The sequence below is a fragment of the Oleiphilus sp. HI0079 genome (assembly GCF_001635105.1).
Map to the genome: position 1 here is coordinate 1 of NZ_LWFT01000769.1, position 2051 is coordinate 2051.

At 44.4% G+C, this 2051-nt stretch carries 2 protein-coding genes; both read left to right on the plus strand.

Annotated elements, in window-relative coordinates:
- Positions 1 to 689: helicase C-terminal domain-containing protein (locus A3750_RS14310; protein WP_231871831.1), on the plus strand; the 689-nt coding region annotated here is incomplete at its 5' end.
- A partial coding sequence (locus A3750_RS14315) for a hypothetical protein (RefSeq protein WP_068548392.1) occupies positions 682 to 2051 on the plus strand: 1370 nt, incomplete at its 3' end. The genes A3750_RS14310 and A3750_RS14315, both read left to right, overlap by 8 nt.

The window sequence follows — 2051 nt, forward strand, 5'->3', positions numbered from 1 at the left end:
ATTCGGAGCAGACTGATGTAAGAGAGTTTGTCCCTTGTACAAATATGATATCTGTAGGGGTGGATATAGATCGTCTTGGATTCATGGTTGTTAATGGTCAGCCGAAAACAACAGCAGAATACATTCAAGCATCGAGCCGGGTAGGGCGAAGCCCTGAGTCACAAGGGCCAGGTCTAGTCGTCACCCTATACTCGCCAGCTAAGCCGCGAGATAGAAGCCACTACGAGCGATTCAAACACTACCATGGTTCTTTATACAGATTTGTTGAGCCGACGAGTATTACGCCTGGGACGAAGCCTGCACTTAAGCGAGCATTGCATGCGGCATTTGTTATAGCGGTTCGATATGGCGTGAAAAATATGATTGATAATGCACATGCAGACCGCTTTGATCCCACTAATCTTGAACAGCAAAAAGCATTGGAACGGTTTGAGGCGCGTCTTCTTGCTACATATGGTAAAGAGTACCCTTATGAGCGCAAAACGATTCATGATGAGATTTCTGTTTTCAAGGATGCATGGGAGCTATGGGCGAAACATCCCCCTGCATTAAAATATTACGGAAAAATGTCAACGCATCAGGAAAAGGTTCTTTTGCCGAGAAAACGCGGTGAAACGGGTGTTGGTATTGTTCCTATGACTTCAATGAGGGGAGTAGATGCAGACGTGGGGGTAAAGATCGATGGCTGATTTAAAATTACGGAGAGGTCAGATCTTTACATCATTCGGGCCGGGATCAATTGTTGATTTTGAGGGTGTTGGGTTTGCAATAAAAGACACGGGATGTTGGTTGAAGCCTAAAAAAGAACTTGCTTTGGAACGCTTGAGTCAGCAGGTACAAGGACGAGAGCTTAGAGGCATCGCTGATGAAAATGATATCTCCGTTCCAGTTGTCTATTTCCCTACTTGGTTTCATTGCCCTCGCTGTAAGCAGCTACAGCGATGCTACAAAAAAGATGTGAATTTAGATTATGGACATGCGCCAAAGTGTAGCAATAGTGCCTGTAAAAAATCAGATTTGGTACCCATGAGGTTTGTCGCGTTTTGTGACAATGGACATCTTGGAGAGATTAATTGGGGGCGTTGGGCACATAGTAATACGAGGGGGGTCGAAGCGACTTGCTCGAGAGAAGATCAACTTGAATATCATGCAGGTGGTGCCGCCGGTGGCGACTTTGATCAAATGTATGTGAAGTGCAAAGCCTGTAACTCTGAGAGAAATTTTTCGGATTTATTTTCCAAGCCGTTAGGGCGAGAAATTGTTGGTGCTAAAGGACAAAGTTGCACAGGGCGTCAGCCATGGTTTACTCGCTCACACGAACCTGATTCGTGCGACCGTCCTATGCGGTGCGAGCCTAGAGGAAGCACATCAATATACCTGCCAAAAGTATTGTCAGCTTTGGACATTAGTTCAGATACTTCTAGTAGTTTTGGGGCCGGCCCCACATTTGCGGCTCACGAAATTGACGTCACAAGAGAGGCTTTACAACGTCTAAAGGACTCTGGAGAAGTAGATGTTGATATTCGGAAAAAACGATTTGAGTCTTTTTTGCTTAGAACTGCGAACCCGGGGAACTTTAAAAATTACTTGTCTGCGCTTAATTTTGTTAGCAAAAAGTTAATGGATGTTCGCAGTGCTGATGAAATTTACCAACTGTTTTTGTTTGTTGAAAACGATAATGAGGGGGCTGATTTAGAGCCGGCGGGAGAGAATGGGTCTTTACAGGAGATTGATGAGGGTGTTGCTCAGCGCAATCTTCTAGAAGAGGAGTTGACTGTTTTTCGAAACGGTATAGATGTTGATGAGGACAATTTTAATCTCAGTTTCGTACCTATTGATGCAGAATATGGAAGTGAAGCTCAGTTAATTTTTTCTTCTATTGGTCGCGTGCGGCGTTTAAGGGAAGTTCGTGCATTTATAGGTTTTAAGCGAGGCAAGGGTGATCGCCTTCAGTCCTCTGATTTATCAAAGTTTCAATCATGGGTGCTGGCAAACGAGTGCTTTGGTGAGGGTATTTATTTTGAGCTAAATAAAGACATGCTCTCAGGCTA